The organism is Roseiconus lacunae (genome assembly GCF_008312935.1).
Classification (GTDB): Bacteria; Planctomycetota; Planctomycetia; order Pirellulales; family Pirellulaceae; genus Stieleria; species Stieleria lacunae.
Genome location: NZ_VSZO01000079.1, coordinates 315028 through 337626, shown reverse-complemented (window position 1 = coordinate 337626; position 22599 = coordinate 315028). Strand labels below are relative to the sequence as shown.

Below are 22599 nucleotides of genomic sequence, written 5' to 3'. Positions count from 1 at the left end.
ACGAGCCGAGCAAGCGATAACAACGAAATTATACCGACCAATCCAGTCCGGGAACCCATACCTTTTGCCGCGATAGTAAATACCCGAACACTTTGGGCCACCTTTCAGTGTCCCACCCTATTTTTCGGCCAGTTCTAATGACGGCTGCGGTGCCATTCGCTGTCACCGCGGCAAGTGTGTGGTTGCGGATGGACCGCAAATCCCCCGGACCTCCCAGTTTGCAATGCGCCGCTTCGCGCGACATGACTTCTGGATGTCGTCTAGGGCAGCGGCGAAATCAAGACGCGATGATTTTCCGAATCGGAAACAAGAAATCGGTCTGGTTGACCGTCAACTGACAGGACTGCCGTCCCGTGAGGACGCTTCATTTTCGATCCCACCGGCAGCGTGCGGATTTCGTCAGCGGTTCGGTCGACATATCGCATCGCATGATTCTCGGTGTCGACGATCAGCAGATTGCCTTGTGAATCGACTGCGATGCCCTTGGGACCACGGAATGTCGCACGCAAGGGATCAGCACCGTCACCATCGTGCCCATTCTTACCCGTCCCAGCAATTCGATTGATCTTTCCGGTGTCGCGATCGATTCGCCACACGCTGTTGCCTTCCCGCAAGACTAACCAAATCGCGTCTTCATCAATTGCCAGCGAACGCGGTCCAAATAAAGAAACGTTTGCCACATCCGCGTTTTCGGTCGGCAGTTGACGCTTGCCGTTTCCGCCGATGGTTTGAACGTTCCCCGTTGCCAAATCGACGCGACGCAAGCGATGGTTGCGGGTGTCGGCAACGAGAACGCCCGTCCCATCGAGCACAATACTGTGTGGCTGGTCAAATTGGGCGCTGACTGCCGGCCCACCATCACCGGAAAAACCTGCGGTGCCGTTTCCAGCAATCGTGGTCACGACGCCGGTTTGCCCGTCGATTCGACGAACGCAATGATTAAACGTATCAGCGACAAACAGATTCCCACTGGCATCGGCGCGGATTTCGTGAGGCTTATTGAACGTTGCTTTGAGCGCCGGCCCTCCGTCGCCCCCATATCCTGCTTGACCAGTTCCGGCGTAACGCACCAGTGACATTCCGTTGTGATCGCACTTCCAAATCGAATGGTCGTTGACGGTACTAAAGAAAATGGCATCGGCAGTGACCTCGATCCCATAGACGTTCCGCATCGCGGCTTGATCGGCAGGCATCGGAGAATCAGCCGACGGCGAGTCTTCCGATCCGGTTCCCGCAAACACCGTCCAGTCAGCAGCACAGTTGGCTTGCGCCGCGATGGCGAGCCAAAGCAAACAAAGCATCCGCATTAATCTTGCTTCCACACAAAGGGAGGGGGGAGTTCGAACCGGTCGTCAAATCAAAGCACCGTTCCGCCGATTGTAGCTAAACGATTTCCAACGATCATCGCGGTCTGGAAAACTCATGTCGATTGACCGCCGAATTTCAATTACAATCAGGGCCCCACCTGGAATTGGGAATCGTTCGCTTGGTCACGCACCCAAGACACCTCAGTGCGTGGCGATTCCGAGTCGTCTTGGCAACTCACCAACGATCCCGGCAGATCCTATTGCGTCGAAGCGATGTCGACGGATTCTGCGATCCAATCTTCCCCCAAAGATTGGCCGACGATTGATCGGGTCTCCTGCGACCAACATCTCAATTAGAGGATTTTTGATGAGACGGATTGTACGTCTTCGATTAAGTCTTGCATCCACATTGATGCGAACGTTCGCGTGTCTCACCGCGATTGGTTTTCTAACCGCTTGCCCCGGCAGCACAAACCAAGCCGTCGGCTCCGACAAGATCGACTACAACCGCGACGTGCGTCCGATCTTGGCGGACTTCTGCTTCGCCTGCCATGGGCCGGACGACCATTCCCGCGCTGCTGACCTTCGGCTCGATCAATCAGATAGCGCGCTCGAAATGTCGGCCGTCGTGCCGGGTAATCCCGACGCCAGTGAATTGATCGCGCGGATCACGACGGATGATCCCGATTTGATCATGCCTCCGCCGCATACCAAGAAATCAATCAGTGACGAGCAGAAACAAATTCTGACCCATTGGATCGAACAGGGAGCGGAGTTTCAGAAGCACTGGTCGTTCGTTGCCCCCGTGATCGAAACGCCGACGCAGCAAGCAGACCTTGCTTGGCGAAAAAACGAAATTGATGACTACGTGTATTCGGCATTAAAAGACGCCGGACTATCACCGATGCCAGAAGCATCGCCGAGTGTCTTGTTTCGCCGATTGCACTTGGACATCACCGGCTTGCCACCCTCGCCAGATGATCGGAAGGCTTTCGAGAATGACTATGCGGCCGGCGGCGACGAAGCCTATCGTCAATGGATCGATCGTTTGATGAGCCGCCCCACTTGGGGCGAACACCGCGCGCGTTATTGGCTGGATGCGGCTCGTTATGGAGATACCCATGGTTTGCATTTCGATAACTATCGAGAGATGTGGCCGTATCGTGATTGGGTCATTCGTGCCTTCAATGAAAACCAAGCCTTCGATCAGTTTGTCGTCGAACAACTCGCCGGCGACTTGCTTGACGCCCCCACCGAGTCGCAACTGGTTGCCACGGGGTTTCAGCGTTGCAACATCACCACCAATGAAGGCGGGACAATCGATGAAGAAAACATGGCGCTCTATGCGGCCGATCGAGTGCAAACGTTTGGCTGGGTCTTCCTCGGTTTAACAACCAACTGTGCCCAATGCCATGATCACAAGTTCGATCCGATTTCGATGAAGGATTATTATTCACTCGCCGCATTCTTTCGAAACACCACCCAGCGTCCCAAAGACGGCAATCGCAAAGACGGCCTGGGGCCGATCTTGTATTTACCCACCGATGCCGATCGCCCTCGGTGGGACGCTTTACCGGGTGAGATCGCGAGCGCGGTACAAGCGAGAGACCAGCATCGTCAACAAACAATTGCCAAGATCGACGAGTGGATTCGCACCGTGAATCCGGACCACTTGCGAGGCAAGCTTCCCGCCGAACGCCTGGCGTTGCACGCACCATTAGATGAAGGTCGGGGGAATGATCTGGCGATCACAGGCGATTTGAACGCTACCGTTCATGTCACCCACGACTTGGTGTGGGAAGAGAAATCAAACCGTGCCCTCGCGCCGGTGCTTCAGAAAGATGGCACGATCTCACTCGGATCGGCAGGCAAACAACAATTTGACGAACCGTTCTCTGTGGCCGCTTGGATCAACGTCCCCCAAGGAGGCGGCGGAGGCATTATCGCCAAGATGGATCCCCCCAACGCCCATCGCGGCTGGGACCTATTTCGGCAAGGCAACTCGCTTGCCGTCCATCTGATCGACGCTTGGCCCGACAACGCGCTAAAAGCAACTTCGACCAACGGTGTCCTTCGCCCGGGACAATGGCAACACGTCTCGTTCACGTACGACGGCTCCTCCAAGTTTGGAGGCATCAAGTTGTATGTCGACGGAAAATCGGTCGCGTTGCGAGCGGAAAAGAATTCGCTTCAACCGCGGGCTAACTTACTCACCGACGTGCCACTTCAAATCGGATCTCGATTCGGCGAACAAAGCCTTGAAGGTCTGTCCGTTTCCCAGCTTCGGTTATATCGACGGGCGCTCGCCCCCGATGAAGTCGCGCTGCTCGCACGGCTGAATCAAGTTGCCGACTTGGTCGCTCGGCATCAAGCCGCACTCACCGATGAAAATGATTCGTTTTCGATTCAAGGGAAGGATCGAAGCTTCGTCGAGAGCTTCTACTTCGATGTGCTCGATGAACAGTATCCCACGCTCGCCGCCAAAGTCGATCAGCTTCAAGCCGAGAAAACGGCGATCGAAGCTCGAAGCCCGATCACGCACATTCAGCGTGAAAAGGACTCGCCCGCGATGGCGAACATGCTGATCCGTGGACAATACGATCAGGTCGGTGATGCCGTTTCCGCCGCCCCCCCCAAGGCCTTGCATCCAATGGGTGAAGGTCAGCCCAAAAATCGCTTAGGTCTCGCACGATGGTTGATCGATCCGGCAAACCCGCTGACCCCACGGGTGACCGTCAACCGGTTTTGGCAACAGGTTTTTGGGCACGGCTTAGTCGTCACCAGCGAAGACTTTGGAATCACCGGCGCCTCCCCTTCGAATCAGCCGCTGCTGGATTACTTGGCCGTCGACTTTGTCGAAAACGGCTGGGATGTCAAACGGTTTTATAAACAGGTCTTTGAAAGTGCCGCCTATCGTCAGGCCGCTAGAGTGACTGAGCAGTCGCTCGAAAAAGACCCCGATAACGCGTTGATTTCTCGAGGACCAAAATTCCGAATGGATGCCGAGATGATTCGCGATGCCGCTTTGGCCAGCGCCGATCTGCTTTCGCCGAAAATGTTCGGCCCCGGTGTTAAACCTTACCAACCCGGTGAGATTTGGAGCATTGTCGGACTGCCGGGAAGCGATACACGCAACTATGTTCAGGACAAGGGCGACGGCCTTTACCGCCGGACGGTTTACAGCTTTTGGAAACGCATGGCGCCGCCCCCCAATCTCGAAGCTTTTAACGCACCGAGTCGTGAGTTCTGTGTCGTTCGTCGAGAGCGGACCAATACGCCGCTGCAAGCTCTGGTGACTTTGAATGACCCACAGTTTGTCGAGGCGGCTCGTCAACTGGCGCAAAACGCACTGGCAAAATCGCCCGATGATTCTGTCGCCGCAATTCGGCACGCGACCGAACATGTCCTTTGCCGCACCATTTCCGATGAAGAACTGGCGATCATCGAAAAGAGCTTGCAAGAATACCTGACCTATTATGAACGGCATCCCGACGACGCCGAAAAGTTGATCGGGATCGGCGAAAGCCCCACACCCGGCGATATCTCAGCGAGCAAGCTTGCCGGCTGGACATTACTTTGCAACCAGATCATGAATCTGGATGAAGTGCTCTGTAAGTAGTGGTCGCCGGGTCGCTTACCGTCTTCTACCGCAACGCGAATCTTTCACCGTTATCCGATCGAGCCCCGAGCTATCCGATGGACCTCACTCACCCTGATTTTGTCACCCGCCGACAATTCTTTACGACCGGCCGCAATCTGCTCGGTAGCGCCGCGATGATGTCGCTTCTGGGAAATACGCTGGGCACCGGACCGGCGTTAGCCGAAGCCAATCCGCTCCAAGGACGCCCCGGGGCAGTGCCGACGCATTTTCCGCCCAAAGCCAAGCGGGTGATTTATCTGCATATGGTAGGCGGACCGTCGCAGATGGATTTGTTTGATTACAAACCCCAAATGAATGATTGGTACGACAAAGACCTACCAGAATCGATTCGTAACGGCCAACGCCTAACGACGATGACCAGTGGGCAATCACGGTTCCCCATCTCGCCGTCAAAGTACAGCTTTACACGGGCGGGCGAATGCGGCATGTGGATCAATCAAGAACTGCTGCCAAATCTTGCCAAAAAAGCTGACGAGATCTGCTGGATGCGATCTCTGAACACCGAAGCGATCAATCACGAACCGGCGATCGCGGCGATGCAAACCGGAAACCAAGTGACCGGACGGCCTTGCTTGGGATCGTGGGCATCGTATGGCCTGGGTTCGATGAACGAAAACCTTCCCGCATTCGTCGTCCTTGTCGCAATCCCGAGTAATCGAGAACAAGAGCAAGCAATCTCGGCCCGCTTGTGGCATTCAGGATATTTGCCCGGAGAACACGCTGGTGTGTCGTTCCGAAGTTCCGGCGACCCAATTCTTTACATCAATAATCCACCCGGCGTGCCCGATCACCTGCGGAAACGATCGATCGAGCAGCTGAACGAACTTAACCGCCTGAGTCTTCAGCAATCACACGACCCCAACACTGCGACGCGAATCCAACAGTACGAAATGGCTTACCGGATGCAAGCGAGCGTCCCAGAATTGACGGACTTGGCCAGTGAATCGAAGCACACGTTTGAGCTGTATGGTGAAGAAGCTAAAAAGCCGGGAACGTTTGCCAATACGGCGCTGATGGCTCGTCGACTTGCCGAACGCGGCGTGCGATTCATCCAGGTGTATCACAACAACTGGGACCACCACGGCAATTTGGCGGGCCGATTGCCCAGTCAGTGCAAAGACGTCGATCGTCCCTGCTATGCACTCCTGGAAGATCTCAAACAACGCGGAATGTTAGATGACACCTTGGTAATTTGGGGCGGCGAATTCGGACGCACGATCTACACCCAAGGTCGCTTGTCACGTGACAACTATGGACGCGACCATCACCCTCGCTGTTTCACGATGTGGATGGCCGGAGGTGGTGCCAAAGGTGGAACGATCTACGGCGAGACAGATGAATTCAGTTACAACATCGTGAAAGATCCCGTCCACATCCGTGACTTTCATGCGACGGTACTGGAACTGCTCGGGTTTGACCACGAACGATTTACCTATCGATTCCAAGGGCTCGATCAAAAGCTGACCGGTGTGGAACCGGCCCATGTGATCAAATCCCTCATCGCTTAGATAAACTTGATCACCAAAGTAAATGTACGAAGCCAGCGTTCTGCGGAAAAGCTAAGGTGCCGTCTACGTTGCATTCTTGCAATTCAAGTGTCGGGCGTGATCGATAAGCCGCTGCCAAACATTCGGTCTGACGAAGCACCAAAGTTTCGTCAGCATTCGAAATTAGGATAAGCCGCATCGCGTTTGCCACGGTTTCGGTGCAATCACCGGGGCGAATGCCCGTTGACGGATCAGCGAACCTTAGGTCCGTCCGAGACGAAGCGTTAGTTGCCGTCCTTAATCGGCGATGCGTGAAGGTAGCCTGCCCAGAAAAATGGCTGACCACCGGTCAACGTGCTGCGGTCTAAGTCGCCTTTGGAAAGCGTCGGCTCGGCCGATGGTGCGAGTTCCGTTCGACGAAGCACATCCTTCGCTCTCGCCAGTGCTTCAGATGGTGGCATGAACCCCAATTCTTGAGCATATTCGCGAAGCAATGTGGCGGTCGAATTTCCTCCGACAGCCCAGCGACTGATTGTGACATCTTGCACGCCGGCGTATTGAAGCGACATCAGAGTAAGTGCCAATTCGTTCCCAGAGACTTGCTGCGGTGTCTCCAAGTGCGAACGGAACCCGGAGAGGAAGACGCTAGACGGTGTCGGGGCAGCGGTACGCAACCAGTCCCCTAGCATTCCATAAGGCATCGCCGATTCGAAACTGGCAAGCGGAGTTTGTAGCACCGCCTTAGGATTCGGAACGGTCGTGTCGGCCACGATCAAATGGGACCCCAACAACCCGCTACGACTGGTCGGCACGGCGGCGTCTTGAGGCAGCCGAACAACACCGGCCGCTGCCGACTCGGCAATGGACAGGATCATCTGTTCGTTGGTTTCCATTTCGCGCGGCGCGAAAATTTTGCCAGCCGCTAGTGCGACCTCGCCCTTCACCGGAGGCGCGGCGGTCGGGTAGATCGCGAGCGCCGGCGAAGCCGCATAGCGAATTTCGATGGCGTCGCCTAATAGCGGCGACTCCGAATCGTCAACCGGAAGGATCTCAAACGGCAGGTACCACAACAGGCCATCAGGGATCACCACCAATCGCTTGATCCCATTGAGCCGGTCTTCTAGCAGCGGTGCGGCACTGGTGGAAATCAGTCGATCACGCAAGTTGACCGCGTCCTTTCGCCAACTCTCATCTTCGGGAAGACGTGACCCGCGAGCCTGTGACGCTCCGATCGCCCGAGTTACCTTGGCGATTTCGGCCCCCAGTCGTGAGCCACCTTTGATGGACCAATAACTCGCTTTTTGTTTCGTGCAAAGGACCGCATGGTAGACAGCGTTGTCTTGGTAGAACACCAACATCGCGACATCAGCCGGCAGCGATTCGATCGGCTTCTTTTGGTCCAGGCGACGAGGGACAACGCGGGGCGTCACATAGCGGTCGAGTGCGATCTCCCATGCATCGGCTTCGGCGGCTTCCAGCTTTGCGTTTAACAGCGACGGGTCACCGGCGTTTCCATCGGCAATTGCTTTTGTCGCCGCCCGCAGGTCACGAATGGATTTTGGCGCAGTATTGCGAAAGGCGACGACGTCTTTTTCGACCAGATCATCGGGCATCCGAGCCAAAGTCCGAACTTGATGCACACGCCCGCCGAGTGCAAGCTGACTATCCAAACGTCCGGTCAACAGGTCCTCCATTCGCAGTAAGACATCTAACGCACTTTCACGCGAAGCGACAGTACGCAGTCTGGCAAGACGCAACGCCTCTGGATTTGCGATGTGTCCGGCGATCGCATTGACCGGATCTCGTCGCCAAGTATCGATTGTTGGCGCATCGGAATATAACTGCAGCAGTAGATCGAGCGACTGCATGTCCATGTTGCCGCCGAGTGCCAAACGGACACGTTGGAGTTGATAGAGCCGCGGCATGCTGATTAGGTTCCGACGTTTCAATCGGCTGTTGGTGGCAAAGTTAATCATTTGCTGAACCGGTTCTTCCCACGGACGAACGGTCGCGTTGCCATCGGTCAAAATTCCGGTTCGGGCGGCAATCCTGGCTGCGATGTAGGCGCCGTAGGCATCTAGACGCGGCTGAGCGACATCCCGGCGGACGGCGATCGTCTTTGCTTCGCCCAACCGAGCGGTCGCGGTTTGAACGTCACCGGCGGTAACGGCAGCGTCAGCCGCGGCAAGTAAGATTTGCAATGTTGCGAAACGCGACTTGCGCAACAAACTCGCCGCCGCGACTTGCGACGCCTGTTGAACGACGGCGGCGTTCTGTTGGTTCGCACAACCGGCGGCCAATTGCAGGGCCTCGCCGACGAGCTCGAAGTACCCCAGCGCGGCCGCTTGGTTGGCCACTTGCAAACAAATCGGTACCGCGGCTTCGGGTTTGTCCGTTCCGGCGATTGCCGACGCGGCTGCCAATCCGACGACCGGTGCGAGCGAGTGAACTCGCCCCATTTCACCGCTGACTTTAGCGGCATCTTCGATTGCTCGGTCATCTTGCATCGCCCCAAAACGCTCCGCCGCCCGCATGCAACCGATCAGGTTGCGTGCGATCGGCACCTGCAACCCACGGGGATACTTGGTGCTCTCGATCACCTCGGTCGCCAACGGATCGTTTTCCGAGAGCGGTCCCAAGATGATGCGCCGGCGATAAGACGCGAGCGCCAGACCACGCATCACTTCGACCATGTCGATGGTCTTGATATTCAGCTCTTCGATCGGACCGGGTGTTTGGAAACTTTGCTCGGTCAATTGTTCGCCCGAGTAATACTTCACCGACCTGGCAAGCGGCGCAATGCTAACGGCCTTTGCTTCGGGCCAGAGGTACTGTTTCGGCGTCTGCACCGCTTGGCCTTGCAATACCTCCGTCCAAACAGGTCGAGCCAACCAGCGTTGGCTGCGATAGCGGATCGCGATCTTCAACGCCATGTCTAAGCTTTGCATTGCCGCTTCAAGATCACCGAGCTGATACTGCGCCTCGCCCATCATCGCATAAACCGGTATCGCGTCGATCCAATGCCCGTTGATATCCCGGCGGGTACGTCCGATCGCAATGTCGAAGGCATCGAGCGCAGCTTCTAAGTCACCGCTGCGGTAGACCTCTAGTGCCATGTAATACTGCGGCGAAGGATAGGAAACTCCCGTCGGCTCGAGTCCTAAACTGGGGCCAAGCCCTGCCCCCTGGCCGACGACAGTCGTTGGAACGCAGATTAAAAACAGGATCGCCAGCAATGCCCCACCCCAAGTCGTTCGCGTGATCGGGTAAGACGCCCTTTGGGACTGATTCGCTTTTCGCGCCTTCATGTCTGCTGTGCCTTTGAGATCGAAAATACTGGATTTGCGTAACTCTCTCTAAGGAGAGTTGGGCTGCGATTTGGATTGGGATACTAAACGCTGAACCAGCGGCAACCCACAACCGACGTCACGATTAGGTTCGGATGTTCCGCCAATCGTGGCCGCTTGTCGGCCGACAGGCGTACCCCGGTGATAGCGGGCAACGGCGGCAAGCACCATGCCCGAGCCACGTTGGCCAACGAATGCTTCTCGCCAATGGCTCATGGGAGCTGCTCGCAACAGGTGAGCGGCTTGCAAAAGGTACGTCCAAGTTTTATTTGCGAAGCTCCCCAAAGCTTCTCCGGTTTCGATGATCACAATCGATCGCACGTGTGAGGCATCACGGCAAAAGAAATTCCATTTTAGGCCACGGTTAACCCCTTGGCAAAAATGTCGGCAAGAAACGGTGAACGTTTGCGATCATTTATCGATTGTAGGATTAGCCGGAGACTTTTTCGGGACTCCAAGATTCATCTTCGAAAAAGTCGATCTTTCCGCTCGCGATGTCATAGACGGCTCCGACGACGCGTACCCTGCCGTCAACCACGGCGGCCGCGATCGCGTCGCTACGGTGAAGAATCTGTTCAGCCGTGAGCAGGACATTTCGCTTGACGACCTCGTCGATAAACAACTCGCGTTCGCTTTCCGGTAGATCAGCCGCCCGCTGGCATTCCTCGGGCGAAACGCTCGCCGCAACTTCGTTGACAATCGCCCCCAGGTGGCTACATCCGGTCACCTCGGCCACATCGTCACCGCGACCCACAAACTCGATACTGCTGGTGACGGCACCGCATTGCGTGTGGCCCAGGACCAATACCAATTTGACCCCACTGACAGCGACGGCGTATTCCAAACTGGCCAGGGTCTTAGTTCCGACGATGTTCCCCGCGACTCGAATACTGAACACATCCCCGATGCCTTGGTCGAGAATCAATTCGACGGGGACACGAGAATCGATGCAACTAAGCACCGCGGCAAAGGGGTTTTGGCCCAGACGTGTCGCGTTGATTTGTCGTCCCAGATCACGCGACAAACGCTGACCGGTATGAAATCGCGCGTTGCCTTCGCGCAGCATCATTAGCACTTGATCCGGCGTGATCCGTTCCTTCAGTTCCCGCGTCGCGTAGTCGGCGAACAAGACTTCGTCACGCAACTTGTATTTATCACGAAAGCCACGGAGCGAAACTTTAATACCACGCGCCGGCGCGGTGGTGTCTTTGAACTCCCGAATCATGCTCAAAATATCCGGATCGATGTAATCCGAATGTGTCGCGTCGATCAGTAAGTTGCTGTTCGGCTTGGCCTCGGAGAACAGTTTATCGAGTGCCCCACGATTTAAAAAACTGACCTGCGGTGACAGTTCGACGTAGGTCACTTCACCGTCAAGGTGTGATTCGACTACGCGGCGAAGCGGTCGTCGTAGGTTGCTATTTAAAATAAACAGTGCACTGACAAGCAGGCCGATCAAGATTCCGATCAGCAAGTCAGTGAACACAATCGCGACTAATGTGATAAAGAACGGCAAGAACTGATAGCGTCCTTCGCGATACATCTGCTTGAACAGCGCGGGGCTGGCTAACTTGAATCCCGTGACCAGCAGGATCGCGGCCAAAGCCGAGAGCGGGATCATGTTCAAGTACTGCGGGATGAATACAACACTGAGGACCAAGAGAATCCCATGCACGATCGTGCTGACCTTCGTCTTGGCACCGATGTTGACGTTCACGCTGCCACGCACGATCACGCTCGTCACCGGCAATCCACCCAGCATTCCCGAGACGATATTGCCCGCGCCCTGGGCGACTAGTTCACGGTTAGGCGGTGAATTGCGTCGCAACGGATCCAGCTTATCGACGGCTTCCAGATTGAGCAGCGTTTCGAGAGACGCGACGATGGCGATCGTAACCGCCGCAACGTAAATCGCTGGATTCAAGAACGCGCCGATGTCTGGAAATGTAAGGAACGTCGAAAGATCGGCCGCCGATTCCGCCACCGGTATTTGGACTAAGTGCTCGGGGCCGATCGCCCAGTTTCCACCGAGCGATAGGAAAAACAAGTGCAACGATACGCCGAATAGCACCGCTGCCAATGGGCCGGGAACGATGGACTTCCGCAGGACATCGAACTTTTGCCATAACACCAGTAGACCGATCGCCAATAAACCTACCGCAGCGGCACCGATGTGAAAGTCGTCCACCATCGAAACCAATTCGCTGAACGTATTCTCGTGATCCGGCTGGGCAAAGGACATTTCCCCTTCCGGGTCACTATCGTGCCCCAGGACGTGAGGGATCTGTTTCAAAATCAGAATCACGCCGATCGCGGCGAGCAGTCCCTTGATCACACTGGAGGGAAAAAACGCAGAGAGGGCGCCGGCTTTGCAAATCCCCATTGCGATCTGCAACACCCCAGCCAAAACGACTGCGAGCAAGAAGGCTTCGACCGAACCACAGTTTTCAACTTGGGCGATGACGATCGCCGTCAATCCTGCAGCCGGACCGCTGACACTCGTGTGCGAACCGCTGATCGAACCGACAACTAGTCCACCAACGATCCCAGCGATCAAACCGCTCATCAGCGGCAACGCACCAGGCTCACCGGTCGCCCCCGATGCCAACGCAATTCCTAAGCAAAGCGGTAACGCGACAAGGAAGACGACCAACCCACCGCGGATATCGGGGACTAGCGTTCCCGGCCCGAAAGGTTTCGGCAATGTTGCCCCAGTTCCGTCTTTCTCGCTGCTCACTACTACACTCGCACTCTGGATGACCGAGGGATGTTCTCTCAACCATCATAGTGTGCCTAGGTTGCACACGTAGCGTTCCAAACTCAAAAACGGTCCGCGATACACGATCGAGTCGGTGGAGCGATCACGACATTGATTCAACTGTCGCCGGATAAGACACGCTGCGAGCTTATTGATGAAGCAGGGCGAGCGAACGAACGGCTCGCGTCAATGCCTGAACCTGCCGGCGCAAGACGACGACCTCTTCGCGGAGACGCTGGGTCTCGGGATCAGGGCGGCCTGCGATCGTGCCCTCCGCCGGTGGTTGCTGCGGGACAAAGACGATTTCGCGCTGATGCGAGACATTGTGCCGGATCCACTTAACCTTGAGCTTCGACCCGACGGCGTGATTGGCGATCGCGTCATTGACGTCGCCAGGTTTTTCGATGTTGAACTGATTAATCTCGACAATTTTGTCCCCCTTGGTCAGTCCTGCCATCGCCGCCGCACTGCCATCAATTACGGATTCCACCTCGACCCCCAAGGGCGAATCCTTCATCAAGACGCCTAACAGTGGCTGACCATCGCCGGTACGGACCGCCACTGGTTCTTGCCGCGGTCGTTTGAGATCACGTTCGAGTCGCCCGAGTGCCACGATCACATCATCGACCGAACGAATCGTGATTTCAGTCGCTCCGGCAGGAATCGTTTCCGGCTCCGCTTCGATCAACGTCGTCTGCGACGCTGTCTGTGCCGAAGCTGAAGATGGCGTGATCGAGGCAACGCCCATGACAAACACCCCGGCAAATAACAAGGCCGAGAGCCTCGGACGCGATGACGGTAGCAGAAACACGGGCTGAGGAAAATTAATTGACTCTTCAGGACGAGAGCGGTCCTTGGGAGAAGGTGTGGTCAAGGCATTCATATCGGCGATCATTCGAGAGGGCAAAAGTGACGTAAAAGCAATCAGCGACTCCGAACTTGCAAACGAGATGCCGAATTCGAATTCATGACCTTCAAGTCACTGCGGTGGTCCGCGATCGACCGCAATGGAAGATCGCCTCGCACGTACGAATGACGAATGAGACCGCCACAATCGACCGGAATCACAGTCGCTGTGCTTCAGTCCTTCGGGTCAATCACTTCGCGTTTTCGTTCGAGTCAAGGACGCTGCCACGCCTTCGTCGAACACCAAGCGTAACGACGATGAAACCCCTCATGCTCGGAGCCGGCTCGCCGATGGCAAACGATCTCCCACTAGCGAACGGTACACGGGGCAAAAACCTTAACGCCACCACCCCCCAAAAAAACGAGGCACCAAGGGGGATCAGAGATTGGTGTGGATTTCTCTGTTCCCTCGGTGCCTCGCCGAAGATCACGTGACCGGCTCGTTGACTTACATTGTGTCTTTAACGTCGACCGCTTCGAGCACTTTTGTGTTCCGCTCGACCGCGATCACAGTGGTACGCTGTCGCATGCCATCGCGGCTTTCGGCGGTGACCGGAAGCACTTGCCGTTTATCGGGAAGCTTCATGCGAACGGTGAATGTTCCATCGCTTTGGAGTTTGACCGGACGACCGCCAAGTGAGACAGACGAACCGGCCGAGGTTTTCCCGAAGACGATCAACTCGGCGTCGACCTCGAACGGCAACTTGGATTGGCGAAGCAGGGTCGGGTCGGCGGCCGATTGCGACGAACCATTCCGTGAAGGCATCGAACGGTGTAGACGCTCTTCAAAGATTTCTTTCAGATCGCTGCTATCGTTTTCATAGCCACCACTGAGCGAGTAAATCCGTTCGTAGTCATCGGCAATTTCGTGCCAGTGTTCGTCGAGCCGTTCACAGTCCCCGGGACTGGGCGTTTCGACAATGTTACTACGGCAAAGTGAGTGAAACTGGTCATCGGAGGTCAGGTAGCCGACCGCAACGCGGAATCGGGTCGGCGGGTCTTGGACATCGATGTACCAAGTATCAACGCCACCGTGGATTGGAATGTCGCGGTGCACCGTTTCGGCACAATTGTTCGAAACGTCTTCGACAGACATCACACGAAGGACCGGCGTCGCGGTGTGCCATCGTTCGGCGAGCGATGACTCCGCTCGCGAAACACTCGCACGGGTGATCTCCCAAGTTGCTTGCAGCCAGTACGAATCGCGTACCATCAGGATCACGCGGTCGCGATGTGGCTCGCTTGACTTTTGATTGCCATTTTTCATCGCCGCGCCACCGACAAGCGTCCCGGTCGAAAGGTCACGCAAACGCTCGGCCTGCTCTTTTTGCCGACGAAGCTGGGCACGAATCCGAGCGGTCTTGGCGGAGACCTTAGGCGTCCGCATCTCTGGCAGAGGTCGATCGTTTAGCGAAACACTCGAACGAGACTTTGACCGCGATCGCTTCGTCGTGGCTGCCGCCGTCCGTGAACTGCCGGCCCGCGAAGGCTTTGATTTTGCTGAGCTAGAACTCGATCGCGGTGCGGCCGCGGATCTTGAAGTCGACGACTGAGCCGAAGCCGTTCGGCTTGTTTTTTTCGCTTTCGACGCCGTCCCATTTGTGGCGGCTTTCGTTTTGCGTCGCAATCGTCGCTGCGTTTTACTGATCGCGTCGACCAGTTCATCCTTTCTCATTCCGTGCCAACCCGCGATGCCATAGTTCTTGGCAAGCGTGGCAAGCTCACGGCGTGTTTGGGACTTTAGATCTGCAGTCGTGATCAAAGCTCTATCTCCGAATATTCGTTTTTCGTGCGGCGGGGGCGGGGCTGCTAGGCCGAAAAAACTTGCCACCGGCCATCCGACTAGGGGCGGTCGCCCAGCGGAAAACAGGTGCGTTGTTGACTGCGGTCTGCGGTGCAGCACCTCGTCCGAAATCGTGCAATCCCATCACGGGCGATCCGGAGGCGGGGGGCATGCCAACAGGTGGTACGAATTGAATCACGGCTCAAATCGGGGCGTTGCAGTGCTCGGTCCAGCGGAGTTGATTAGTCCAGGTTTCTCCCAAATCGGGTGCAACTTGTCCCAAAGAGTGGGGTTTGGCGGGGTCACCGTGCCGCTCAGGAGCCTCTAAAGGAGTAATCAACACCACAACCATTATGCCAAGCATCGAAAAAACTTCTAGACTCCGATTGGCGTAAACCCGTGGTTCCAACCTGATTTCTGCGTTTGACCGCGTACTTTGCCGGATAAAAGTTTGCACGAAAGATTCAAAACTTGCCCGCCCAAATAGACACCATGTCTTTTTTGGCATCTAGCATCAGCCTTGTGAGTCACCGATTAGGCGAGCTGGGACGATTCTACGGCTAGCTCCCGAGGCTTGTTTTGCCGACCATCGTCGGCCCCGCCCCACGGTGCGACCAGCGATCAAGCATGGCCGCCTTCCAAAAGAGGGATGGCGTTCTGGCGCCACACAACTGCGGCTATCCGTCGCCCCACCTATCTCTTTTTCCGTGTCGAGTCACACTCTTGTCTCAATTGAGCTTGTCGAGCCAACAGGATTGGTGATCGCAATGCGTGAAAAGAAACCAGACGGTCCCCGTCGCCGCGACGACAATTTTTCATCGCCACTTGAGAATTCGGCGGAGGACAGCCAACCACACCTCGAACCCAAGAGGCGACGGTCGGACGATCGCTCGACACCGCCTTGGGCGCGATTGACGGGGGCTGGATTGGAGTTGGCATTTTTCGCGATCGCGATCGGCGGCCTTGGGATGCTTATCGACCGGGCACTCGGAAACACTCGCCCTTTGGGCTTGGCGTTGGGAGGCTTGGCCGGATTTGCGTTGGGGATGATTCGCTTCATCTCGGTCGCCACCCGAGCATCAAAGTCGCAGCGAGAGCGAGAACACACCTCAGCTCGTCAGGCTCAACCAAAAGACACCCTTTAACAGTGCTCTGTCCCCGCTTGTTTATTCCCTCCCCGTTTGATCCTTTCTCGATTTCCCCAAAGCAACCTTTGCCATGCGTGGTCAGCGGTTCAGTCGATGGGGCATCGCCCCAAAGGACCTGACCGAGCGGGCATCCAACGGGGCCACAGCACGAACCACACGTCGACCGCAAATTCACCTTGTTCAACCTCCCATCATCATCGTCAGACCTGATCTCCCTGAAGGGAACGATTGCGGTTGCCGCTGCGTGGTTGATTGGCCTCGGACTGACGCTGCTTGCCAGTGAGCACGTTGAGTCGTCACTAAGTGAGATGCTGGTTGCTGTTTGCGTGGGCAGCGGCTTGATAGCGCTTGCGGCGAGTCTGCCAGGCGCGCTGATCGAAGCGTTCCGCCGGAAGCCCGTTGCCGGCTCGCCGGATCGTGTCCTTCCGGTGACCGCAGGTTTTTTCGTCGGAGTGCTAATTCGTCTCGTCGGGACTGTTGCACTGGCGGCACTGTGCAGGTATCAATTGCCCGCTTCAAGTGAACAGATCGCTGCGGCGATCTTGTTGTGGTACGTCTATCTGACTGCCGTCGAAGTCGTCACGCTCGCCTTCGCTTTATCGGACTACGCATTTCAAAAGCGTGATTCGTTGTTAAGCTCTGGTCGCGAGTTTGCGGAACCCTCCCGCTCTAAAGTCAATCCATCGGTTCAATGAATCTGTTTATCGCATCTGCCGACAATCCGATCTCACACGTCGTGCCCCACCGGTTGCACGAGAAGCCGCTGTTTACGATTGACGTTGGTGGCGGTGACATCCCCGCCTTATTCATTGAGGACGGCAAGTACAGCTTTTACCTCACCAACCATTTACTGATGACTGCGGTGACTGCCGTGGTCGTCATGTTAGTTTTCGCCTACGTCGCATCGAAAATTCGCGTCAAAGGCGACGGACTGGACGCCTATCAAACCAAGGGCCGACTGGCTCAGATGTTTGAGACGATCTGCTGGTTTATCCGCGACGAGGTCGTTCGACCGAACCTTCACGAAAAAACAGACCGATACATTCCGTACGTCTGGACAGTGTTCTTCTTTATCCTCTTTGCGAACGTGCTTGGGTTGATCCCCTTTGGTGCCGGGATGCATTTGGGGGCAATGCCCGTTTCTGACCACGCCAGCCACTTCGGGCATTGGGGCGGAACGGCCACGGGGAACCTGTCGCTCAATATTATGTTGGCGATGTGCAGCTTCATTGCGATCGTCGGGATCGGGATTTATGAAACAGGTGCGAAGACGTTCTTCTCGCACTTCAACCCGATCGGTTGGGACGGACCTAAATTGATGTCCTACGGGATCGGCTTGCCACTCTATGTGCTGGAGTGGATGGGGCTGATCATTAAATGCGTCGTCTTGGCCATGCGATTGTTTGGCACGATGATGGCAGGACACCTGGTTGTCGCCGCGATTGTAGGTTTGGTGTTCGCGGCCGCTTCCGTCTCACAGTTACTTGGTTATGGTGTTTGGGTCGCGGTCGTGTTGGGCTGCATCGCGTTGACGTTGCTGGAGTTGTTCATCTGCTTGCTGCAGGCGTTCATCTTCACATTTTTGACGGTGCTGTTCATCGCCACGGTGTCTCACGATCACCATGATCACGAGCACGAACACGAACATGATCCGCTGGGCGACGAAGCTCAGATGGATCTGGACAAGTTCACCGATCCGGCTCGACTAGCCGGGTTGGCTGACGCTTGAGTTGGTTTTACTTAACCCTTTGACTTTCCCTTTTTTTGATTTCCCGCTCGGTGCGGGCAACGAAAGACTTCCTAGGAGCGAACCGAGAGATGATTGACTTCGCAATGTTGTTGGCACAGGACGCAGGTTTCGGCACGATGGGTGTCGGGCTGGCCATGGGTTTGGCGATTATCGGTGCCAGCTTGGGCATCGGCCGAATCGGTGGAAATGCCGTTGAAGCGATCGCGCGTCAGCCAGAAGCGAGCGGAACGATCAGCACCCAAATGCTGATTTCTGCGGCTCTGATCGAAGGTGTGACCGTTGTCGCATTGATTCTGATGTTCTTGAAGTAAATCAGCTCGGTTTGGCAATCGGCGGCCGTGTTGTCATGCAAGCGGCCATGCTGGTTTGCCTCGGTTGATTTCATCCAATCCGGTTGGTGTTCGAAGTTCGGTCGTCGGTGCGTTCTTGCGCCAGGCCGGTCGAGCATGGGCCGATCCTGATGCACCCATCAAGGTAAATTGATGTCGATGTTGAAAACCTTGTTGCTCGCGTGCGTACTCGTTTTGGCGGTGCCGGCGAGTCACGTTGTCCGTGCCGCGGACGAAGCGGATCAACCGCACGCAGCGGAAACGCATGAAGGCGATGCCGATCACGGTGACGCTGATCATGGCGAAGCCGGCCACGACGATCATGCCGAGGGCCCGATGCCTCCGATTTTGTCGTTCGATCCCGGGGCTGCTGTCGCGAACCTGGCGATTTTCCTCGGCGTGTTTCTGATTCTGGCAAAATTCGTTTGGCCGGTCATCTTGGGTGGTTTGAAAGCTCGCGAGGACAAGATCCACAGCGACTTGCACCGAGCTCAGGAAGCCAACGAGAAAGCTCAGCAGATCCTTGCTGACTACGAGAAAAAAGTTGCCGAAGCCAACACGGAGGCCCAAGCCATCCTGGCCGACGCACGCAAAGACGCGCAAGCCAACGCGGCGAAGATTGTCGACGAAGCAAAAGCCGAAGCCTCGCGTCAAAGCGAGCGGGCTCAAGCCGACATCGAAACCGCAAAGAAGGTCGCCCTGGCCGAGATCGCCGATCAGACGGCACAGGTGGCGATGGCCGTCGCCAAGCAAGTCGTCGGTCGCGAATTGCAGCCGAACGATCATTCGGATCTGATTCGCAACGCGCTCGATCAGATTCCAAGTAAGAACTGAGAAAAGTAAACCGATCGCGGTGCCACCATCGGCGTGGCATCGCTAACGTTTGGAAGCATCGATGGAAAATCCTCAAGCGGTTGAACACGAGACGGTGATGGACACCGGTGCCGAGCAACTGGGCAAGACGTACGCCCAGGCGCTAATGGCCGCGGCAAGCAAGTCAGGGCTCTCCGATAAAGTGGTCGAGCAACTTGGAACGCTGGTCAACGAATACTTGGCCGGTAGCCCAAAACTCTCCGCCGCCTTCGCGTCACCCCGAATCGACATCGCAGAGAAACAGCGAATCGTCGAACGGATCTTTGGCGATGAGTTCGAACCACTCTTGGTCAACTTTCTCAAGGTGATGGCCAGTCGCGGGCGCCTCGGCTATGTCGACTCCGTCTACGAAGGCGCTCAAAAGCAGCTTGATCAAATGAGCGGCCGAGTGCTAGCCAAGGTCAAGACCGCGGTACCGCTGGACGATTCGCTCCGTTCGACCATCATCGAACGCCTCGGCGGTGCCCTGGGCAAACAGGTCCGGTTGCAAGAAGTGGTCGACGAATCGTTGATCGGCGGCATGGTGATCCGAGTCGGTGACACCGTGTTTGATAATAGCGTCGCGGGGCGAATTGATTTGATCGCCAAGCGGGCCAAACAAGGCTTCTCGGCCGCACTGTCCGAGAAGTTTGCGAACTTAGTTGAATAACAATTGATTGAATCGCGCCACCAACTCCCCGCGGTGGCGATCAAACCATACAAAAAGCCACTTTATTAACCGCACTAGATTGCCATGAAATTCAATAGCGACGAAATCGCAACGGTCTTGCAGCAAGAGATCGAAAACTTCGATAGCAAGATCGATGTCCGCGAAGTCGGTTCGGTCCTCGAGGTCGGTGACGGTATCGCTCGCGTTTATGGGCTGTCCGGTGTGATGGCCGGCGAGATGGTCGAGTTCAAAAACGGCTCGATCGGCCTCGCGTTTAACCTCGAAGAAAACAGCGTCGGTGTGATCATCCTCGGTGATTACTTGACGATCCAGGAAGGCGAAGAAGTCAAAGCCCTCGGGACGCTGCTTAGTGTCCCCGCCGGCGACGCTGTGGTCGGACGCGTGCTCGACCCACTGGGCAATCCCCTCGACGGCAAAGGACCGGTTCAAACCGACGTGACTCGCCCCGTCGAAATCATCGCGACCGGGGTTGCCGAACGGCAACCGGTGACCGAGCCGATGCAAACCGGTATCAAGGCGATCGATGCGATGACACCGATCGGGCGCGGCCAGCGGGAATTGGTCATCGGTGACCGAAAGACCGGAAAGACCGCCATCGCCATCGACGCTATCCTGAACCAGAAAGGAAAAGGCGTCAAATGCTTCTACATCGCGATCGGTCAAAAAGACAGTGCGGTCGCCGGTGTCGTCGATGTCTTGGAAAAGCATGGTGCGATGGAATACACCACGGTCATCAGTGCCGGTGCAAGTTCACCCGCGCCGCTTCAGTACATCGCGCCCTATGCGGGAACCGCGATGGCGGAACACTTCATGTTCAATGCCGGACACGCATTGGTTGTCTACGATGACTTGAGCAAGCAGGCGACCGCGTATCGCCAGATGAGCTTGTTGATGCGTCGTCCCCCCGGACGTGAAGCGTACCCCGGTGACGTTTTCTATTGCCACAGCCGATTGCTCGAACGTTCCAGCAAGCTGTCCGATGAACTCGGCGGCGGATCGATCACCAGTCTTCCGATCATTGAAACTCTCGAGGGCGAAGTATCGGCATACATTCCGACGAATGTGATTTCGATTACCGATGGTCAGATTTACGTGCAGCCCGACTTGTTCTTTTCCGGTGTTCGTCCGGCGATGAACCCGGGGATTTCGGTCTCTCGCGTCGGTGGTAATGCTCAGATCAAGGCGATGAAGAAAGTCGCCGGCGGTTTGCGTTTGGACTTGGCGGCCTTCCGTGCGTTGGAAGCCTTTGCACAACTCGGAACCGACCTCGACCCCGCCACGCAAGCACAGCTTGATCGTGGATACCGAATGGTCGAGTTGCTCAAGCAACCTCAGTACCAGCCGCTGTCGGTCGCCGAACAAGTCTGCTCGCTGTACGCCGGAACCAAGGGCTTTTTGGACGACGTCGAAATCAAGACCGTTCAGCAGTGGGAGCAAGACTTCTTGCAATTCATCCACGACAAGCACAGCACACTATTGGACAAGATTGTCGAGACTGGTGATTTGACCGATGAAGTGGTCAAGATGCTCGAATCGGCCATCAGCGACTTCAAGTCCGGTTACAAACCTGCCGCCTAAGTTGGCCGTGACCGGCAATTTAATGTGGGGCCGCGTGTTCATCCCGGCATGCGGTTCCAATAGTTTAGTTAAGAAAAACACCTTTCCTTTTACGATTCATGGCCAACGCAAGAGCGCTTGATAAACGCCGAAAATCGATCAAAAACATCCGCAAGATCACGCGGACGATGGAATTGATCGCGACGGCTCGCTACAAGAAGGCGATGGAGCGGGCCCAGGCGGCGACCGCTTACACCGACCAGATCACCAAGATCGTCTCGCGTTTGGCCGCAGCCGGTCTGGATGTTAAACACCCGCTGCTCGACCCCCGTGACGAAACCAAAGCCGCCCGAGTCCTCGTCCTGTCGAGTAATCGTGGTTTGTGCGGCGGATACAATGCGGCAGTGCTTCGTGAAGCAGTGCCTCGCATCCGGCAACTTCGTGAGTCAGTCCCCACGGTAAACGTGGACGTCAGTGGCAAGCGGGGTGTTGACGGACTGCGATTTCGTGGCATCGAATCTGACGAGCGGCACCTGAACTTCGAAGATCAGCCCAAGTACGACGAAGTCGAAGCGATCGCCAACGCGTACCTCGCTCGGTACATCACCGGCGAAATCGATCGCTTGGACGTGGTTTATACCAAGTTCGTCAGCACATCGAAGCAAATCCCAGTGATCGAAACTCTGTTGCCGCTCGGGTCGCTCGAAGGCGAGCAAACGGGTGAGGAAGACGCGGGCTCGGCCAACGCCGACTACGAATTCCTGCCTTCCGCCGAAAGTATCCTCGAAGAGGTCGTCCCGACGAGTTTCAAAGTTCGATTGTTTAAGTGCTTCCTGGATGCCGCTGTTAGCGAGCAAGTCGCTCGAATGATCGCCATGAAGGGCGCCACCGAAAACGCCGGTGAGATGATCAAAGAACTTTCGATGACGTACAACCGAGCCCGACAAAGTCAGATCACCGGCGAGATCATGGAGATCATCGGTGGCGTCGAAGCTCTCGAAAATTAACTCCCCCCCCAACAAT

The 22599-nt window shown here is 56.1% G+C and carries 17 protein-coding genes and 1 pseudogene; 11 read left to right on the top strand and 7 right to left on the bottom strand.

Annotated features, from left to right (window positions below; all coding sequences use genetic code 11):
• Positions 1–260 precede the first annotated feature (260 nt).
• Positions 261–1322 carry an NHL repeat-containing protein gene (locus FYC48_RS26880; RefSeq protein WP_160149791.1) on the bottom strand — a complete coding sequence of 354 codons (1062 nt, stop codon included), beginning with the start codon at positions 1320–1322 and terminating at the stop codon, positions 261–263.
• Between the two features lie 352 nt (positions 1323–1674).
• Here FYC48_RS26880 and FYC48_RS26875 point away from each other — a divergent pair, with 352 nt between their 5' ends.
• Positions 1675–4926 carry a DUF1553 domain-containing protein gene (locus FYC48_RS26875; RefSeq protein WP_160149790.1) on the top strand — a complete coding sequence of 1084 codons (3252 nt, stop codon included), beginning with the start codon at positions 1675–1677 and terminating at the stop codon, positions 4924–4926.
• A gap of 77 nt (positions 4927–5003) precedes the next feature.
• Positions 5004–6476 (top strand): DUF1501 domain-containing protein, encoded by a 1473-nt coding sequence (locus FYC48_RS26870; protein ID WP_149499873.1) that lies wholly within the window; start codon positions 5004–5006, stop codon positions 6474–6476.
• Positions 6477–6739: 263 nt separating this feature from the next.
• Here FYC48_RS26870 and FYC48_RS26865 read toward each other — a convergent pair whose 3' ends face one another.
• From FYC48_RS26865 to FYC48_RS26845, 5 genes are all read right to left on the bottom strand, one after another.
• Complete coding sequence (locus FYC48_RS26865) at positions 6740–9763, bottom strand: CHAT domain-containing protein (RefSeq protein WP_149499872.1); 3024 nt, start codon at positions 9761–9763, stop codon at positions 6740–6742.
• Positions 9764–9811: 48 nt separating this feature from the next.
• The gene (locus FYC48_RS26860; protein WP_149499871.1) at positions 9812–10018 is read right to left on the bottom strand and encodes a hypothetical protein; all 207 of its coding nucleotides are present in this window, start codon (positions 10016–10018) and stop codon (positions 9812–9814) included.
• Positions 10019–10232: 214 nt separating this feature from the next.
• Complete coding sequence (locus FYC48_RS26855) at positions 10233–12539, bottom strand: bifunctional SulP family inorganic anion transporter/carbonic anhydrase (protein ID WP_230776689.1); 2307 nt, start codon at positions 12537–12539, stop codon at positions 10233–10235.
• A gap of 169 nt (positions 12540–12708) precedes the next feature.
• Entirely contained in the window at positions 12709–13443 is a 735-nt protein-coding gene (locus FYC48_RS26850; protein ID WP_160149789.1) for a PDZ domain-containing protein, read from the bottom strand.
• Positions 13444–13914: 471 nt separating this feature from the next.
• Entirely contained in the window at positions 13915–14853 is a 939-nt protein-coding gene (locus FYC48_RS26845) for a DUF4912 domain-containing protein (protein ID WP_315853791.1), read from the bottom strand.
• On the opposite strand from FYC48_RS26845, the gene FYC48_RS28745 reads away from it, so the two are divergent.
• Positions 14828–15019, top strand: a complete 192-nt coding sequence (locus FYC48_RS28745) for a hypothetical protein (RefSeq protein WP_315853792.1) — start codon at positions 14828–14830, stop codon at positions 15017–15019. The two genes, FYC48_RS26845 and FYC48_RS28745, sit on opposite strands and share 26 nt — an antisense overlap.
• Positions 15020–15111: 92 nt before the next feature.
• Here the strand turns inward: FYC48_RS28745 and FYC48_RS28740 are convergent.
• Positions 15112–15297 (bottom strand): annotated as a pseudogene (locus FYC48_RS28740) (Rho termination factor N-terminal domain-containing protein); the annotation flags it as partial.
• 659 nt (positions 15298–15956) lie between these two features.
• On the opposite strand from FYC48_RS28740, the gene FYC48_RS26840 reads away from it, so the two are divergent.
• From FYC48_RS26840 to atpG, 8 genes are all read left to right on the top strand, one after another.
• On the top strand, positions 15957–16394 hold the full coding sequence (locus FYC48_RS26840) for a hypothetical protein (protein WP_160149788.1): 438 nt from the start codon (positions 15957–15959) through the stop codon (positions 16392–16394).
• A 179-nt stretch (positions 16395–16573) separates the two neighbouring features.
• Positions 16574–17092, top strand: a complete 519-nt coding sequence (locus FYC48_RS26835; protein WP_149499867.1) for a hypothetical protein — start codon at positions 16574–16576, stop codon at positions 17090–17092.
• The gene (gene atpB, locus FYC48_RS26830) at positions 17089–18126 is read left to right on the top strand and encodes a F0F1 ATP synthase subunit A (protein ID WP_149499866.1); all 1038 of its coding nucleotides are present in this window, start codon (positions 17089–17091) and stop codon (positions 18124–18126) included. The genes FYC48_RS26835 and atpB overlap by 4 nt, the downstream gene beginning before the upstream one ends.
• A gap of 89 nt (positions 18127–18215) precedes the next feature.
• Positions 18216–18458, top strand: a complete 243-nt coding sequence (atpE, locus tag FYC48_RS26825) for an ATP synthase F0 subunit C (protein WP_094415456.1) — start codon at positions 18216–18218, stop codon at positions 18456–18458.
• 171 nt (positions 18459–18629) lie between these two features.
• Positions 18630–19310, top strand: a complete 681-nt coding sequence (gene atpF, locus FYC48_RS26820) for a F0F1 ATP synthase subunit B (RefSeq protein ID WP_149499865.1) — start codon at positions 18630–18632, stop codon at positions 19308–19310.
• A gap of 61 nt (positions 19311–19371) precedes the next feature.
• Positions 19372–19998, top strand: coding sequence for an ATP synthase F1 subunit delta (gene atpH, locus FYC48_RS26815; RefSeq protein ID WP_149499864.1), 627 nt, complete (start codon positions 19372–19374; stop codon positions 19996–19998).
• Between the two features lie 84 nt (positions 19999–20082).
• Entirely contained in the window at positions 20083–21597 is a 1515-nt protein-coding gene (gene atpA, locus FYC48_RS26810; RefSeq protein WP_149499863.1) for a F0F1 ATP synthase subunit alpha, read from the top strand.
• Between the two features lie 98 nt (positions 21598–21695).
• Positions 21696–22583 carry an ATP synthase F1 subunit gamma gene (gene atpG, locus FYC48_RS26805; protein WP_149499862.1) on the top strand — a complete coding sequence of 296 codons (888 nt, stop codon included), beginning with the start codon at positions 21696–21698 and terminating at the stop codon, positions 22581–22583.
• The last annotated feature ends 16 nt before the right edge of the window (positions 22584–22599 follow it).

Excerpts from the sequence above, each read along its gene's own strand:
- FYC48_RS26875 (WP_160149790.1), top strand. The coding sequence starts at position 1,675 with ATGAGACGGATTGTACGTCTTCGATTAAGTCTTGCATCCACATTGATG.
- FYC48_RS26870 (WP_149499873.1), top strand. The coding sequence starts at position 5,004 with ATGGACCTCACTCACCCTGATTTTGTCACCCGCCGACAATTCTTTACG.
- FYC48_RS26865 (WP_149499872.1), bottom strand. The coding sequence starts at position 9,763 with ATGAAGGCGCGAAAAGCGAATCAGTCCCAAAGGGCGTCTTACCCGATC.
- FYC48_RS26860 (WP_149499871.1), bottom strand. The coding sequence starts at position 10,018 with ATGAGCCATTGGCGAGAAGCATTCGTTGGCCAACGTGGCTCGGGCATG.
- FYC48_RS26850 (WP_160149789.1), bottom strand. The coding sequence starts at position 13,443 with ATGAATGCCTTGACCACACCTTCTCCCAAGGACCGCTCTCGTCCTGAA.
- FYC48_RS26845 (WP_315853791.1), bottom strand. The coding sequence starts at position 14,853 with ATGCGGACGCCTAAGGTCTCCGCCAAGACCGCTCGGATTCGTGCCCAG.
- atpB (WP_149499866.1), top strand. The coding sequence starts at position 17,089 with ATGAATCTGTTTATCGCATCTGCCGACAATCCGATCTCACACGTCGTG.
- atpE (WP_094415456.1), top strand. The coding sequence starts at position 18,216 with ATGATTGACTTCGCAATGTTGTTGGCACAGGACGCAGGTTTCGGCACG.
- atpF (WP_149499865.1), top strand. The coding sequence starts at position 18,630 with ATGTCGATGTTGAAAACCTTGTTGCTCGCGTGCGTACTCGTTTTGGCG.
- atpH (WP_149499864.1), top strand. The coding sequence starts at position 19,372 with ATGGAAAATCCTCAAGCGGTTGAACACGAGACGGTGATGGACACCGGT.
- atpA (WP_149499863.1), top strand. The coding sequence starts at position 20,083 with ATGAAATTCAATAGCGACGAAATCGCAACGGTCTTGCAGCAAGAGATC.
- atpG (WP_149499862.1), top strand. The coding sequence starts at position 21,696 with ATGGCCAACGCAAGAGCGCTTGATAAACGCCGAAAATCGATCAAAAAC.